At 71.4% G+C, this 15,794-nt stretch carries 7 protein-coding genes and 1 pseudogene; 6 read left to right on the top strand and 2 right to left on the bottom strand.

From position 1 onward, the window contains the following. Positions 1–358 precede the first annotated feature (358 nt). From ABZ876_RS17535 to ABZ876_RS17510, 6 genes and pseudogenes are all read left to right on the top strand, one after another. Positions 359–1,564 carry an AAA family ATPase gene (locus ABZ876_RS17535; protein WP_361781193.1) on the top strand — a complete coding sequence of 402 codons (1,206 nt, stop codon included), beginning with the start codon at positions 359–361 and terminating at the stop codon, positions 1,562–1,564. After that, positions 1,561–2,208, top strand: coding sequence for a hypothetical protein (locus ABZ876_RS17530; protein WP_361781190.1), 648 nt, complete (start codon positions 1,561–1,563; stop codon positions 2,206–2,208). Before ABZ876_RS17535 ends, ABZ876_RS17530 begins: the two co-directional genes overlap by 4 nt. A 98-nt stretch (positions 2,209–2,306) precedes the next feature. Continuing rightward, positions 2,307–9,245 carry a DEAD/DEAH box helicase gene (locus ABZ876_RS17525; RefSeq protein WP_361781188.1) on the top strand — a complete coding sequence of 2,313 codons (6,939 nt, stop codon included), beginning with the start codon at positions 2,307–2,309 and terminating at the stop codon, positions 9,243–9,245. After that, positions 9,242–11,476, top strand: a pseudogene (locus ABZ876_RS17520) (UvrD-helicase domain-containing protein); the annotation flags it as partial. The gene ABZ876_RS17525 and the pseudogene ABZ876_RS17520, both read left to right, overlap by 4 nt. Before the next feature lie 733 nt (positions 11,477–12,209). Next, complete coding sequence (locus ABZ876_RS17515) at positions 12,210–12,701, top strand: hemerythrin domain-containing protein (protein ID WP_361781185.1); 492 nt, start codon at positions 12,210–12,212, stop codon at positions 12,699–12,701. 167 nt (positions 12,702–12,868) lie between these two features. Then, a complete protein-coding gene (locus ABZ876_RS17510; protein ID WP_361781182.1) occupies positions 12,869–13,138 on the top strand; it encodes a helix-turn-helix domain-containing protein in 270 nt (89 codons plus the stop codon). Between the two features lie 215 nt (positions 13,139–13,353). Here the strand turns inward: ABZ876_RS17510 and hisC are convergent, their stop codons facing one another. Together hisC and ABZ876_RS17500 are read right to left on the bottom strand one after the other, a co-directional pair. Continuing rightward, positions 13,354–14,424, bottom strand: a complete 1,071-nt coding sequence (gene hisC / locus ABZ876_RS17505) for a histidinol-phosphate transaminase (RefSeq protein WP_361781179.1) — start codon at positions 14,422–14,424, stop codon at positions 13,354–13,356. Positions 14,425–14,481: 57 nt separating this feature from the next. Beyond that, on the bottom strand, positions 14,482–15,774 hold the full coding sequence (locus ABZ876_RS17500) for an ATP-grasp domain-containing protein (RefSeq protein ID WP_361781176.1): 1,293 nt from the start codon (positions 15,772–15,774) through the stop codon (positions 14,482–14,484). Positions 15,775–15,794: the final 20 nt, after the last annotated feature.

The raw sequence follows: 15,794 nt of genomic DNA, 5'->3' as shown, positions 1-15,794 counted from the left end.
GGCGATATGCCTCGGCCGCATGCGGCCGAGCCGGAAGAACGGGAACGTAGAGCGGTTCGGACATCGCGGCTCCCCCTCGGCACTGCCCGCGCACATCCCGCCCCGTCAGGGTCCTGGGCCGCGGGGCGTTTGGAAAGAGAGCCCTTTCGGTCCGGATGGCTGAAGTGTGCAAGTACCTGGTGGAGCTGTGACGCAAGTTGTACTCTTCGTGAAGCTCGGCGGTCGGACGCACCAAGTAGACGGCCCACGTGGAGAACTGAGAGGCAGTCATCAGCCTGCCTCAGAGCCGTCCGCCGTGCGCCGACCAGTTCGATGACCGGGCGGTTGCCGCCCGGCTGTTCCACGATGGGCACGAGGCTTGAACCACCGCATACTCGGTCTGACGGTGCGCAACTTCCGCACACTGACCGACACGAAGCTGCCGCTCGGGCCTCTGACCGTCATGGTCGGCCCGAACGCGGCGGGCAAGTCGAATGTTCTGCAGGCGCTGGGATTCCTGGGCGACGTCTCCCACGGCGGAATCGAAAAGGCGCTCGAAAAACACGGGGGGTTCGACGTCCTGGCCTTCCGCGGAGGCCGGAAGCCGGTGTCACGGATCACGGTCGGGGTCGAGGGCATCTGGTCCGAGTTCGCGTCGGAGGAGAGCCCGGACCGCTACGAGTTAAGTGTTTCCCGCCCCCGACTGCCCGAAGGGGCCAAGGCCCGCCACGCCACGTACCGGCGGGAGCGGTTCGCCCAGCACCCGGTGGACGGCGTGGAGACCTCGGTCGAGCTGACGAGTGGTTCGCTGACGGTCAGCAGCCCACTGGTCCGGCCGTCGAAGCGGGAGGCCGTCGGACGGATGGCATCCGCCCTCCACGAGGACCATGCACTGCCGTTCGCGGAAACCGCCCCCGAGCGCCGGGCCGTGCGCGAGATCGGTCGGCATCTTTACGAGATCCGGGTGTTCGACCCCGATGTACGGGCCGCCCGGAAGCCTGCGCCGGTCACCGAGCGGGGCCGGTACCTGGAGAGCGACGCGTCCAACCTGGCCGACTTCCTCCTGAGCCTCAGGGAGGACAGGGATGCCTGGACGTACCTCCTGGAGGACGTCAGGACCGTGGTCCCGCAGATCCGGGACATCCACCTGGAACTCATCCCGGGGTCCCCGCTGGTGCAGGTGGAGCTGGAGGAAGAAGGCCTTCGCGGTCGCACCCGCCTGAACGAGGCGTCCTGGGGAACCGTCCGCATCCTGTGCATGCTGGCGATCTTCCACGATCCGGCGCCTCCGCTGCTGACGTGCATCGAGGAGATCGACCACGGAATCCACCCGCATGCCCTGAGCCTGCTCGCGGGCAGGCTCCGCGAGGCCAGCGTCCGCGGCCAGTTCCTGGTCACCACCCACTCGCCGGCCCTCGTCAACGAGCTGGAGGCCGAGGAACTCGTCGTGTGCGAGCGGCTGCCGAGTGGTGCCTCCCGCATCCCGGCCCGCCGGCCGGAGGACACACAGCGGGTCATCGAAAAGTCCGAGTACGAGCCGATGGGTGATCTCTGGTTCGCGGGAGCCCTCGGAGGTGGACTGTGAGCGCGAGAACCGCCCGGGGGCGCCGGCGCTCGGTCGTCGTGGTGGCCGGCGAGGGGAACTACGACCGTGAAGTGCTCCGGCACCTGGTCCCGGAGCTGCACCCGGGCGACTGCCCCGACGTGATCAACATGAAGAAGCCCATACGTCTGGCTCGCGCCCAGGCGAAACTCTCTCCTCGGCTCGAAGAGATCAAGAGGTTCGCCCTGGGCGTCGCGGACACGGCGAAGCTGGCCGGGGTGGTCATCCACGTCGACCTCGACGGGGTCGCCGACGAGAGCTACGACAAGCTCCGCAGGCGCATCACCGAGGAGATGCGCGCCACGTTCAAGGACTGCCCCTCGGCCCTGGCTCTGGCGGCCTACGAGATCGAGGCCTGGCTGATGCTGTTTCCCGAGGCCTTCCCGAAGGTCAGGCCGGGCTGGCGGCTGCGGGAAGCCGACTGCCGCCGTGACCTCGCCCGGCTGGAGAAGGCGAAGGAGCATCTCGTCAAGTACCTGGGCAAGCCCCTGTACCGGGAGTCCGACGCTCCCGGGATCATGCAGGCCGCGGTCCGGGGCGGGCACGTCACCGCTCGTCCCGCCGGCAACAACCGGACGTTCCGCGACTTCGCCGGCGACATGTCGCTCTGGAAGAACACCGCCTAGCCAGGTCAGACCCGGTTCACCACCGTATGGGGCCTGTCAGCCACCCCCTATACGGTGGTACCGATCACCAGGGCACCGACCTTGCAAGGGGGACCGTCGTGAAGCCCACCCTGGCCGCCGCGCAGCTCCGCGGCAGTCTGACGCAGTACCTCACGACGACGTACGCCCTGGCCGACGAGGACACCCGCAGCGCGCTCGAGCGCTTTCTCGGACACCCCGAGACCGGCATCTTCCGCGGGCCCTACCTGCGGATCAGGACGCCGTTCCACGTCGCCGACGACGGGTGGGAGCGGGATCTGGAGTGGTCGGCCGGGTTCCCCGGGTTCGCTCCGTGGCGGCACCAGGCGAAGGCCTGGGCGCGGCTGTCCACGCTGCACGGGCCGGCCAGGCCCACGCTGGTGACCACGGGCACCGGATCCGGCAAGACGGAGTCCTTCCTGATCCCCGTACTGGACCACTGCCGACGGCAGAAGGCCGAGGGGCGGGCCGGGGTCAAGGCCGTGCTGCTGTACCCGATGAACGCGCTCGCCACCGACCAGGCCGGGCGCATCGGGGAGTATCTGGCGCGGCCGGAGCTGGCCCGGGTCACGGCGGGCCTCTACATCGGCGACCGGCCCGACACCGACTTCCGGCGGGTGATGACGCGACGCGAGGAGATGCGTCTCTCGCCGCCCGACGTACTGATCACCAACTACAAGATGCTCGACCTGCTGCTGCAGCGCGGCGAGGACCGCGGCCTGTGGGAGGGTGCCGAGCCCGCCTACGTCGTGCTGGACGAGTTCCACACGTACGACGGGGCGCAGGGCACCGACGTGGCCATGCTGCTGCGCCGGCTGGCCGCCGCCACCGGCGCGTCCCGGCCCGGCAGACCACTGGGGTCGATCTGCCCGGTGGCGACCTCGGCGACGCTCGGCGAGGGAGCGCCGGACAAGGAGGCCGGGGGCATCCTCGACGTCGCGGCGCGCGTGTTCGGGATGCCGTTCCCGGCGGACGCGGTCGTCGGCGAGGAGCGGATGACCGCCGACGAGTTCACCGGCACCGTCGACTACGAGCTGCCGGAACCCCCGACGCCGCAGGAGGTCGTGACGGTGTCCGGCGGGCCGGACGTGGAGGCCCGGCCCGACCTGCTGGACCTGGACGCGCTCGCCACCCGGATGCTGGGGCGTTCCGGGCTGGACGCCTTCCGCATCGGGCGGCTGCTGAAACGGCACGACTTCACCCACGGTGTGCTGTCCCTGCTCAGCGGGGAGCCGCTGGGCGAGTGGGCGCTGCGGGACCGGCTGGCCCGGTTCGGCTACTCCTGGGGCCGCACCGCCCGGGAGAACCCGCGGCTGGTGCTCCAGGCGCTCTCCCGGTTCGTGGCACTGCTGTCGGCCGCCCGCGACCCGGACTCGGACGAGCGCAGGCCCCGGCCGCTGCTGCACGTCGAGGCGCACCTGTGGGTGCGGCCGGTGACGCGGGTGCTGCGCGGGGTCGGCCGCACCCCCGAGTTCCGCTGGTACGAGGACGACCGCACCGCCGCCCGCCGAGCCGCGCTCAACGCCGCGCCGCCCGGCGACGAGGACCCGGAGGCCTCCTCCGGCAGCTGGCCGTCGCCCCCCACGAGCAGACAGCCGCAGCCGCTGCCGGGCACCGACAGCGCGCCGCGCCCCGCCCAGGTGCACCTGCCCGCCGTGTACTGCCGCAACTGCGGGCGCTCCGGCTGGGCCGCCCTGTCCCCCGAGGCCGACCCACAGCGGCTGGTGATGGCCCAGGACCGGATCTGGCGGGCCGGTGTGGGCAGGGACAGGCGACGTATCCGCTACTTCGTCTCCGCCACCGGCCGCGAGCGACGGCAGGCCCTCGACGCGCTGACCGGGGCACGGCCCTCGGACGGCGGCGTCGACCCGCTGTCGGTGGTCGTACTGGACGGCGGGCAGGGCACGTACCGGCTGCCCGCCGCCGGGGACGACGGCGAGCTCGTCGACGCCTGGTTCGCACTGGCCGTGCTCGACAAGAAGACCGCCGACCAGGCCGCCAAGGACGACCGGTGCCCGGCCTGCCACACCGACAACAGCATCCGCTTCCTGGGCACGGCCCAGGCGGCCCTCGCCTCGGCGACGGTCACCCAGCTCTTCACCGGCGGCGACATCGCGCTCGTACCGGAGGAGCGCAAGACGCTGCTGTTCAACGACTCCACGCAGGACGCGGCACACCGGGCGGGCTACGTCGCCAACGCCTCGTTCAAGTTCTCGCTGCGCTCGCTGCTCGCCCACAACCTGGACGAGTCGGGGGCACCGACCGCGCTGAACGACCTGATCGGCCATGTCCTCGACTCGGTCGACGACCCGGAGGCACTGGCCGCCGTGGTGCCGCCCGATCTGCACGACGAGCCGGGCGTCGACCGGCTGCTGTCCGGCCGCGGCACCGGTGACGCGCGGACCTGGCGGCTGATCGGCGAACGGCTGGCGTTCGCGACGGTGATGGAGTTCGGGCTGCGCAGCCGTATGGGCCGCACGCTGGAACTGACCCGGACCGCCGCCGCCGAGGTCGCCGTGACGGAACCGGACCGGGTCACCGAACTGGCGCGGGACCTGCACCTGTCGCTGCCCGGTCAGCTGCTGGCGGTCGGCGGACTGCCGACACCCGAACGGTATCTCGCGTATGTCCGGGGCCTGCTGGAGCGGCTGCGGCTGCGCGGCGCGGTGCGCCACCACTGGCTCGACACCTGGATGAAGGAAGCCGGCAGCAACCGCTACCTCATCTCCGGGCGCAGGCCCGACGGCATGCCCGCGTTCCCCGAAGGGGTCGCCCCGCCGCGGTTCCTGCTGGACGGGCAGAAGGACCGGTCCGAATTCGACTCGATCACCGGACGCCTGGGCTGGTACCAGGACTGGACGCGCAGATGCCTGGACCTGGACGCCACGGGGGCCACCGAGTACCTGCGCAGACTGCTGCCCGCCCTCGCCGACGCGGGCGTCCTCGCGGTGCGGACCAGCCGCGACCGCCAGACCCGCGTGTACGGACTGCAGCCCGGCCACATCGAGGTGCGGCTGCTCGACGACACCGTCGTCAACAAGGCGTTCGTCGCTTGCGAGGACTGCCGCTGGCAGCAGGTCGTGCCGCCCGAGCGGCGCACCCGCTGGTACGGGCACCCGTGCCCCCGGTACCGGTGCAAGGGCCGCCTGACCGCGCCCCAGCCCGGCCCGCCCGGCGCCGAGGCCGAGGTGTCCCGCTTCGGCTCGTTCACGCAGCAGCGGGACTACACCGGCGACTACTACCGCCGTCTCTACCTGACGGGCGGCACGTTCCGCGTGGTGACCGCCGAGCACACGGGCATGCTCAGCCGCCCCGAACGGGAGCGCGTCGAGCGCTCCTTCAAGGCGGGTACGCACTACACCGACCCCAATGTGCTGTCGTGCACCCCGACGCTGGAACTCGGCATCGACATCGGCGAGTTGTCCGCCGTCCTGCTGGGCTCCCTGCCGGCCGGTCCCGCCAACTACGTGCAGCGGGCCGGACGCGCCGGGCGCCGCACGGGCAACGCGCTGGTGGTCGCGTTCGGCGGACGCAAGGCACGCGATCTCTACTACCTGGACGAGCCCCGCGAGATGATCGCCGGGACCATCCTGCCGCCGGGCTGCTACCTCTCGGCGGTGGAGATCCTGCGCCGCCAGTACACGGCACGGCTGCTGGACCTGGCGGCCCGCGGCGAGCTGAGGACCTCCGACGGCGAGGTACTCGCTCCCCTGCCCCGGCTGTCCTCCGCCCTGTTCGGCACCAGCGGCTGGTGCCAGGACCTCGCGGACGCGGCCCAGACGCACGGCGCGGCCCTGGTGGAGGATTTCCTGGCGCTGTTCCCCGACGGCAGCGGCGGGCGGGACGCCGACGGTGCGGGCGTCTCCGAGTACGCGGCCGGGGAACTCCGCTCGTACGCGACCGGCGGCATCGTACGGGCGCTGCAGGAGGCCGAAGAGGACTGGACGGGACGGCGCGAGGAACTGCGCCGCAGGATCGCCGCGATCGACGAGGCCGCGGGGCACCTGGCCCGGTCCGACGACACCCAGGACCGGGAACGGCGCGAACTGCTGGCCGAGCGGCGAGCTGCCGGGGACCTGCTGCGGGACCTGAGCCAGTCCAGCGCCCACGCCACCCTCGTGGACCTCGGGCTGCTGCCCAACTACAGCCTGACGGACACCACCACGCGGCTGGAAGCGACGCTGTACTGGACTCAGACCCCGGGCGAGGAGGACCGCGCCCACGGGGCGGAAACCGATCAGGGCGCCGTCCGGAAGGTTTATCGCAGTGAGACCCGGGACTACGAGCGGTCCCGCAAACTGGCCCTCACCGAACTCGCCCCCGGCAACAGCTTCTACGTCAACGGCTACCGGCACGTGGTGCGGGCCCTCGACGTCGGCAGCCCCGAGCGGCGCGCCTGGTCGGTGTGGCGGCTCTGTCCCGCCTGCGGATACGTCCGCACCGAGGCGCAGAACGCGGAGCACAACACCGACCCGTGCCCGCGCTGCCACGGGCGGGAGATCGCCGACGCCGGCTGCGTCCAGCGCGTGCTGCGGCCCAGGCGGGTCCTGTCCCGCGACAAGCGCGACGACGCCAGGGTGCGCGACGACCGCGACGAACGGGACCGCAAGCGTTACACGGTGCTCACCACCGTGGACATCGACCCCGACCGCCTGGCGCCCGGTTCATGGCGGCACGACACCGCCGTGTTCGGTGTGGACTTCACCCGCCACGCCACCATCCGGACGCTGAACCTGGGGCTGGACCGCGAGGACGGCAGCAGCACGGTGCCGCTCGCCGGGTACGACGTGCGGCTCAACCCGTTCCATGTCTGCACCGAGTGCGGCGGCGCGACGGCCGACGGCCGCCCGGTGGTGGAGGTGTCGCAGCACGCGCTCACCGAGTCGGGGGCGGCGAGCACCCCGGCAGCCGCGCACCATCAGTTGTGGTGCCCGCGCCGCCGGGTCCGAGGGTCCGGCGCGGGCGGACAGCAGGGCAGAGGCCAGGACGTGCCGCTGCTCCTCGCCCACGAACTGACCACCGAGGCCGTGCGCATCCTGCTGCCCGCGTCCGTGGCACGCGTCAAGGAGCGGCTCGCGTCGTTCACCGCCGCCCTGTTCGCGGGGATCGCGGCCCGCTACGGCGGCGATCCCGACCACATCGACATCGCCGAGGCGACCATGCCCGATCAGGCGGGTGACCTGGAGTCGGACTGGCCGAGGCGCTTCCTCGTCGTCTACGACCGGCTGCCGGGCGGCACGGGCTACCTGCACCGGCTGGCGTCGGCCGACGGATTCCGTGAGGTGCTGCTCAGGGCGCGCGATGTCATCGAGGGCTGCGCATGCCGCGAGAAAGGGCTCGACGGCTGCCACCAGTGTCTGCTGCGGCGCGTGCCGGCCGCCGACTACGACAAGGTGAGCCGAAACGAAGTCCGCCAGATGCTGGACGAGTTGCTGGGCCCCGACGGTGAAGGCTGGCGGACCTCCCCGGTGGCCACGACGCGGCATATCCCGCTCCAGCGGCAGGCCGAGAGCGACCTGGAGATCCTCTTCATCGACACCCTCCAGGACTGGGCGAAGTCGGCTGAGTCGAGGGCGGCGGCGGACACGTACACCACTTCCGCCGGTACGTACGCCCTCGATCTGCGGCTCACGGCCGACGACGGGACCACCGTGAGCTGGCGCGTCTCCCAGCAGCGCGCCTTGGACGGCACCCGGCCGGACATACTCCTCGAACGGCTGGACACCCCGGGCCCACGCGTCGCCCTGTACCTCGACGGCTACGCGTACCACGCCACCCGTGAGCACAACCGGCTGGCGGACGACGCCACGAAACGCACCCGGCTCCGGGCGGACGGCCTTCGTGTCTTCCAGCTGACCTACCACGACGTCAAGGAGTGGCGTCAGCGGATCCAGGACACCGGATACGCGGGGGGCGGTCCGGCCGACCCGGTGTGGGTGCCGTACGGCACGGGCGGACAGCAGCGCGCACGCGACTACTACGACCGCGTGGGCCGGGGCCTGCCCGGTGAACTCGCCGAGACGGTGTGGGTCAACCCGGCCCGGCTGCTGCTGGCCTATCTGCGCTCTCCCGACCCGGAGCGCTGGCGGCGACGGGCGGAAGCGGCTGCCGCCGGGCTCAGCGGGGCGGAGGGGGTGCGTGCCGCCGCGTTCCCCGGCGAGGGCATCGGCGTCGGTATCCGTGAAGCGCTGCGCGGCGGCAGGGCCGCCGGGGCCGCCGGTCCCGTGCGGTTGCTGTCCGGCCCCGACGCGTCGGGCTGTCGTCTGGTGCTGGCCGCGGACGGCAGACGCACCCCGCCCGTATGGACGGGACTCACCGTCCTGGACGACGGCGAAGCGGCGCTCGCCGACGAGCCGACCCACAAACGGCGCTGGCGTGCCTGGCTCTACTGGAGCAACGTGCTGCAGTTCCTGGAGCACGGCGGTGGCGACAGCGCCCAGCTGACGTCGAGCATGATCGACGGCTTCGCCCCCGAGGTGCTCACCGTGACCGGCGGGGAAGGCTGGCTGACCTCGACTCGCACCCCCGTGCCTTCCCAGGCTGAAGAGCTCGCCTCCGTCGGGGTCGTCGCCGCGCCCTCGGTGCCTGCCGTGGGAGGCGGCGAGGCAGCCCCTGCGAGGCCCACGGCCGGCCGGTCCGCCGACGACGCCGGGCCGGGGCGGGATCCCGGCTGGGACCGGGTCATCGAGTACCTCGACCCGGAGGAGCCAGGGCTCGCCGAACTCGCCGGAGCGCTGGCCGACGCGGCGGTGCCGGCGCCTAGGGACGGCTACGAACTGGACGGTCACGGCTGGCAGGCCGAACTGGCGTGGCCCGACGTCCGGATCGGAGTGGTCCTCGCACCTCGTACGGACACAGACGAGCCCGACTACGAGGCACAGGACCGGGACAGGGCCTTCGCGGCGGCGGGCTGGACAGTCCGCTCCGCCGCCGAATGGGACCCGGTGGCGATGACCGCCCGGCTCACCGAACGACAGTACGACAGCGGCACCACCAGCGACGGGGAGCGGAAGCGATGAACACCTCGGGCGTCACACTGCGCCTGCTCGACAAGGCCGACAAGGAGATCCTCAAACTCCCCCGCACGGTCAAGGGCGCGTTCTTCGACTTCCAGCACAGGTTCCGGAGCAACCCGCACACCACCGGGCTCAAACTCCAGCAGCTCAAGGGCGACAGCAGGCTCTGGTCGGCGCGGGTCAACGACGAGTACCGGGCGCTGCTGCTGCGGCTCGCCGACAACGACTGGCTGATCGTCTCGGTCAAGCACCGCAAGGACGTCTACAACCGGCTGTCCTACGGCGTCAACCAGGTCACCGGCGGCATCGAGTACGTCGACCTGGAGGTGGTCGAGGACAGCGTCCTGCGTCGGCTCCCCGCTCCGGCCCCACAGGCCCCGGCGCCCGCCGAACCGGCCACGTCCACGCAGCCGGAACCGGCCCGGTCGCTGTTCGACGGCTGGTCGGACCAGCAGTTGACGGACCTCGGTGTCGCCGAACCGCTGCTGCCCGTCATCCGTACCCTCACCACCGAGGACCAACTGCTCGGACTCGTCGAGTACGCGCCGCAGCTCACCGGTGAAGTACTGCTCGCACTGTTCGACGGGGCGTCCTACGACGACGTGCTCGACCAGGTGACCAAGCCGGTGGCCTCCACCGAACCGGTCGATCCGGACGACTTCGAGACCGCCGCACAGCGGCCGGCGACGGTCGTCACCACCACGGACGACGCCCTGCGGGAAGCATTGGAGAGCGGCGACTTCGGCCGCTGGAAGGTCTTCCTCCACCCCACCCAGGCCCGGCTGGTCGAACGGCGCTACAACGGTCCCGCCCGGGTGGGCGGCGGGCCCGGGACCGGCAAGACCATCGTCGCCCTGCACCGGGTGCGGCATCTCGTGCGGCAGCTGCCCCCGGGACGGGACAAACCGGTCCTCCTGACCACGTACAACAAGAACCTCGCAGCCGACCTGCGCTCCCGGCTGCTGGAACTGGGTGGCGAGGAACTGCTGAGCCGGGTCGAGGTGAGCCACGTCGACCAACTGGCGCTGCGCATCGTCCGCGAGGCCGAACCGGGCAACGGGAAACAGGCCATCGACGACAGCCAGGCGGTGCGCGAATGGCGCGGGCTGCTGGACGAACTGGGAGAGGAGAAGTGGGACCCGGAGTTCCTGCACGACGAGTGGACCCAGGTCATCCTCGGCCAGGCCGTCGGTACCCGCACCGACTACTTCCGCGCCCGGCGTGCCGGACGCGGCCGGAACATCGGTCGCGGTGAGCGCGCCGAGATCTGGCAGCTCGCGGAGCGGTTCTCGCAGCGGCTCGACCGGCTCGGGCGGCAGACCTGGGACCAGGTGGCGGAGCGTGCCGCACGGCTCGAGCTGGGCCGCGAGCAGCGGATCCTCAACATCGCCCGGCAGCGTGAGGAGGCGGGCGGCCGTGACAACGTCCACCTTCAGGACGGCTCAGGAGGATGGCTGCGCTACCGGTACCGGCACATCGTCGTGGACGAGGCCCAGGATCTTCGGCCCGCCCACTGGAAGATGCTGCGTGCGATGACCGCTCGCGGCGCCGACGATCTGTTCCTGGTCGGCGACACCCACCAGCGCATCTACAAGAACCAGGTGACGCTGGGCAGCCTGGGCGTCAACATCCGCGGCCGGTCCTCGAAGCTGAGCCTCAGCTACCGCACGACGCGGCAGATCCTGCGCTCCGCCCTCGGTGTGCTTGGCGAGACGACGTACGACGACCTCGACGGCAGCGAGGAGAACCTGGCCGGCTACCGGTCGGTGCTCAGCGGGAGGCTTCCTGCCGGGCACGCGTTCCCGGACTGGGCCGCAGAGCGGGAGGGCGTGGCCGCGCTCATCAAGGGGTGGGACGCCGGCTCTGACACGGGCATTCCCCACGAGCAGATCGCGATCTGCGTACCGACCAACCAGATGGCGGCCGAGGTGGCCTACACGCTCAAACTGAACGGCATCGACTCGGTGGAAATCCGTTCCGACGGCCCGCACGGCTCCTCCGGCGTGCACATCGGCACGATGTTCCGGTTCAAGGGCCTGGAGTACCAGCGAATGATCATCGCGGGCGTGTCTGACGGACTCGTGCCGCGCGAGGCCGTCACCAGGCTGCGTGACACGGATCCGGTCCGCTACCGGCACGAGATGCAGCGGGCTCGCTCCCTGCTGTTCGTGGCAGCCACACGAGCGCGTGACAGTGTGGACGTGTTCTGGCACGGCAAGCCGAGCCCGTTCCTCGACGAATCGTGGGCCGGCCCTGCCTCTGCCGCCAATCCCATTGCGCTGCGACTGGCGAAAGAGCACCCTACCCAGGACTCAACCCTCCGACCGGGGGGCTTCACACGGTTTCGCCGGTAAGCCACGTGGTGCCACACCCGCTGCGGCGCCGGCCCTGCGCCGGCTCTTCGAAGCCGTCCAGACGACCCGCAGGGAACGCGCCCGCGCGTCAGCAGCGGCAAGAGCGCCCGGGCCGGAAGGGTGGGCGGGCCTACGCCCTGCGAGGGCGGGTGCGGTGCGCGCTGTGCGGACGGCAAATGCAGCCGATGCGATCCGTGACCGTTCTGCCACCGCTGCGAGTTCAAGGAACAGGAGGCGGCGCTCCACCCCGGGCTCGACCACCCCGGCACCGTCAACCTGCGTGCCGGCTCTGGATCAGTGGAGCGCCGGCGTCTTCGCACACCGGGCCGGCTCACCGCAAAACTCGACGCACTCCCCCGCCGTCGCTCGCAAGAGGGCCCCGCAGCTCGCCGCAGAACAGATCCGGTCGACTACTGAGGGGCTGGGAGGCGGTGAGTACTCCTGCTCCAGGTCTGCCCCGCAGGCCGCTGTCTGGTCGCTGCGCCGGGTGCAGTGCGGCCGGACGGAGCAGCGATGGGGGCGCCACGGCCGCGGCGCCGATGAGCCATCAACGCAGACGGTGAGGGTAGGCGGTAGTGACCCCAACCGTACGCAACGAAAGTGGTGCCCTGCCATGGCCGAGACACAGGACGTCGTCGAGCTCATCCTTCAGGACCACCGGCGCATGGAGGACCTCTTCCGCCTGATGCGCAGCGTCGAAGCCGACCGGTCCGCCGCGCTGTCGGAGTTCGCGGACCTGCTGATCGCCCACGCGCTGGCCGAGGAGGCCAAGGTCTATCCCGCCCTGAAGAGGTACAAGAACATCGACGACGACGAGGTCGAGCACGGCGAGCACGAGCACGACGAGGGCAACAAGGCCCTCCTGGACCTCCTGGAGGTGGAGGAGGTCGGCTCCGAGGAGTGGGACTCCAAGCTGGAGGAACTGGTGCAGGCCGTCACCCACCACGCCGACGAGGAAGAGCGCACCATCCTCAACGGTGCGCGCGAGAACGTGGCGACGGAGCGGCGTGAGGAACTGGGAGCGGCGTTTTGGGAGGAGCGCGAGCGTCAGCTGAAGGCCGGCTGCGGCTCGGTCGACAACGTGCGCCGCATCGTCAATTCCTGACCTCGCCCATTGCCGGGCGTCCTGCGCCGGGGTCTGGGCCCGGGCCGGCATCCGGCTGCACGGGCCCCGGCCCGGCACGCCGCCTCCAGCTGCCGCGAACGCCCGCATGCGGCGCGGCGACGTGGGCACTCGGTGATCAGTCCCGATGTCGGGAGTCGCGAGAGGAGATGTGCGTGCACAAGAAGAAGTGGATCACTGGTGACGCGCGTGAGGAGCTCGCCGAAGTCCTGGCCAGGGAGTACGAGGAGGGACGCTCGATCCGTGCCATAGCGCAGGCCCATGGCCGGTCATACGGCTTCGTCCATCGTGTGCTCACCGAAGCGGGCGTACCGCTGCGGCCGAGAGGAGGCGATGTGTCGGCCGGACGCGGTGGAAACGGTGCGGACGGTGATCCGGCCCGGGCACATGACGTGCCGGGGGTATCTCCCGGGTTTTGAGTGCGACGCCGCCTGGCGAGTGCTCGTTTCCCGCGGGTACGCGGCACCGGGGTTGCCTGCCCGCTCAGCAGGACGTACCGCCTCTCCTGCACAGCGGTCTGCGGGGCTGGTCGGCGAACGCGATGTCGTCGGGGGGCGCGGTCGGCCTGGCCGAAAGCGCGGGCCGCCACGCGTGCCTGGTGCCGTTCTGGCGACAGCCCCGCGGGGCGGCACGTTCAGAAGCCGGCTCCCGTGTCGGACGCGTACTCCTGCACCGCCCGCACGAAGATGTCGTTCTCCTCCCGCACCCCTACGGTCACCCGTACTCCCTCGTTTCCGAAGCACCGGACCAGCACACCACGGTCCGCGCAGAACCCGGCGAAGTCCGCCGACCGGTCGCCCAGCGGAAGCCATAGGAAGTTCGCCTGGGAGGCAGGGACGGACAGGCCCGCCGACAGCAGCCGGTCCCGTAGGTGCTCCCGCTCTGCCGCCACGGCCCGGCAGCGCTCGCTCACTTCGGCGGTGTGGTCCAGCGCGGCCGCCGCCGCAGCCTGGGCCAACCGACTGACCGCGAAGGGCACCGCCACCTTGTTGACCGCCGAGACGACGGCCGGCGAGCCGACGCAGTAGCCGGCCCGGATGCCGGCGAGCCCGTAGGCCTTGGAGAAGGTGCGCAGGACCGCCACGTTCTCGCGTTCACGAGCGAGCAGCAGGCCATCGGGTACGTCAGGGTCCGTCACGAACTCCCGGTACGCCTCGTCCAGCACCACGAGCACGTCGTCCGGGATTCGCTCCATGAAGTCCCGCAGTTCGCGGGCGTCGACCGCGGTGCCTGTCGGATTGTTGGGGTTGCAGACGAAGACCACGCGGGTCGCCGGGGAGACGGCATCCGCCATGGCGGCCAGGTCGTGCCGATGCCCGGAGTCCAGCGCCACGGTACGGGCGTGGACTCCGGCGACCCGTGCGAAGACGGGATACGCCTCGAACGACCGCCAGGCGCACAGTACTTCGTCGCCCGGAGCGCAGTAGGCCTGGATGAGCTGCTGGCAGAGGCTCACCGAGCCGCAGCCGATCGCGACCCATGACTCAGGGACCTCCAGCTCGGCGGTCAGCCGCGCCACCAGGCCCTCGGAGAACCACTGCGGGTACCGGTGTCCCTGGGTGGCGGCCCGGGCGACCGCCTCGACGACCGCGGGCAGCGGAGGGAGGGAACTCTCGTTCGAGTTGAGCAGGACGGCGCCGGGTGGCTGACCGGGGATGATGTAGTCGGGGATGCCGGCCAGATCGGCCCGGGTGGGCACACCCATGGGACAACCTTTCTTTCGGTATGTGTCGGGACGTGCGCGGGGAGAACGACGGCCGCTTCAGCGCGCGATTGCGCCGGGCCCGGCGAGCCGGAAGACACCCTCCTGCAGGCCTTGGATCCGCCGGTGGTCGGCGAGCAGGTCCTCGTAGCGGTCCCCGACCAGGAAGACTCGCAGCGGGCTGGAGAGCAGATCGGTCGTCGGCCGCATCCGGTCGCCGGGGCCGAGCCGGGGCACGGCCAGCCGGACCGTGCGGAGGGCGGCGATCCGGGCCAGGACGTCCTCGTCGATCGCCTCGACGATCCCCTCCCGGGTGGTCTGTCCGTGCACGACGAGGGCTTCGCGGTGCTTGCGGTACATCGTGCGCCCCGCGAACCGGCGCCGGAAATCCTCGGGCCGTACGCAGGCCAGGGCGAGCAGGTCCGCCTGGTTGCCGTCCATGCAGGTGTCGTGGACGGCGGGCACCATGTCTCCGTTGAGCCGGGCTCCGACCTCTACCAGGGCGGGCCCCGCGGGGGTCAGCACGACCTCGGCGTGGGCGGCGCCGAAGCGGATGTCGAGAGCGTCGAGGACGCGGTCCACGTAGTCGACGAGGACGGGCACCTCGGGGCTGTCCGGGTCGAGCAGGATGTCCTTGTCGTAGATCCGCTTGGGGCCGGTCTCCGTCTTCTCGTACCGCCACACCCCGCACACGTGACGCCCGCCGCCAAGGCCCCGAACGATGTCCACGATGTACTCGGGGCCGCGCAGGAAGGACTGCGCGAGGACCTCGGTGTTCCGGCGCTCGAAGATGTCGTGGGTGCCGAGCACCGCGGCCACGGCCGTGCGGATCTCCTCGGCGCTGCGGCAGATGGAGACACCATCGGTGGAGGCCGAGCTGAGCGGCTTGACCACCACCGGGTAGCCGGCCCCGCGTTCCGCCCAGGCGACGATCTCGGCGGCGTCCGCGGACTTCAGCTGCCGGGCGCAGCGGAGCCCGGCGGCTCGCAGCGCCTCGATCATCCGGTACTTGTCACGGCGCACGGCGGAGGTCGCGGCCGGGTTGCCGGGCAGGCCCAGCCGCTCGGCGACGGCGTCGGCCGGGGGAACGCCGGTCTCCTGGCCGGGCAGGACCCCGACGGGGGCGTAGGCAGCGAGTTCCTTGGCGGTGCGGTCCCAGTCGCCGGTGCTGTGCACCACGTTGGCGAGGTAGGGCCCGAGGTCCGGGGGTGGTACGGAGGCGAGGAACTCCGGGGTGGACTGCAGGTGGACGACGTCGGCGCCGAGCCGCTGGAACGCGGCGGGCAGGAACTTGCCGATCGAGTAGCCGTCGACGACGACGCCGACGGGACGGCTCGGGGCGGGGTGGCTCATGGGGAGGTCGGGTCCTTCCG

Origin of the sequence: Streptomyces sp. NPDC046931, assembly GCF_040644655.1 — a bacterium.
Taxonomy (GTDB): Bacteria; Actinomycetota; Actinomycetes; order Streptomycetales; family Streptomycetaceae; genus Streptomyces.
This window is presented reverse-complemented; position numbering and strand designations above follow the sequence as displayed.

Coding starts and splice junctions, on each gene's coding strand:
- ABZ876_RS17510 (WP_361781182.1), top strand. CDS start 12,869: ATGTGCGTGCACAAGAAGAAGTGGATCACTGGTGACGCGCGTGAGGAG.
- ABZ876_RS17500 (WP_361781176.1), bottom strand. CDS start 15,774: ATGAGCCACCCCGCCCCGAGCCGTCCCGTCGGCGTCGTCGTCGACGGC.
- hisC (WP_361781179.1), bottom strand. CDS start 14,424: ATGGGTGTGCCCACCCGGGCCGATCTGGCCGGCATCCCCGACTACATC.
- ABZ876_RS17515 (WP_361781185.1), top strand. CDS start 12,210: ATGGCCGAGACACAGGACGTCGTCGAGCTCATCCTTCAGGACCACCGG.